At 72.8% G+C, this 419-nt stretch carries 1 pseudogene; it reads left to right on the top strand.

Annotation, left to right across the window (positions count from 1 at the left end):
- A pseudogene (locus HG542_RS32955) lies at positions 1 to 293 on the top strand (acetamidase/formamidase family protein); the annotation flags it as partial.
- Positions 294 to 419 lie beyond the last annotated feature (126 nt).

The raw sequence follows: 419 nt of genomic DNA, 5'->3' as shown, positions 1-419 counted from the left end.
GGCCGCGTCTGGAGTCCGACACGCACCTCATCTCCACCGGTTCCGCACGCCCGTTGGAGGACGCGTTCCGGATCGCCCAGCTCGGCCTGGTGGACTGGCTGCACCGGGACTTCGGGCTGTCCCGGCTGGACGCCTACCAGTTGGCGACACAGGCGTCCGAGTCGCCGCTGGCCAATGTCTGCGACGCGAACTACACGTGCGTGGCGAAGCTGCGCAGGGAGTGGCTGCCGCCGGGGAGCACGCACCGGGATGCGCACTGGCGGTTGCGGGAGTCGGCGAGGGCGTTGGGGTAGGGCGTGAGTGGTCGGGGCTTCGCGGCCGCCCGGAGCGCGCGGTGTGTTCGGTGCCGGCCGCACCTGCGGAGCCGAGGCGGTCCGCTCCCGCCCATGGACACGGCGGACAGGGCCGTGTCAGCCTCG

This window comes from Streptomyces morookaense (assembly GCF_013030945.1).
In the GTDB taxonomy this organism is placed as follows: Bacteria; Actinomycetota; Actinomycetes; order Streptomycetales; family Streptomycetaceae; genus Streptomyces; species Streptomyces morookaensis.
Note: the sequence above shows the minus strand (reverse complement) of the source record. Positions and strands in the feature narration are given on the sequence as shown.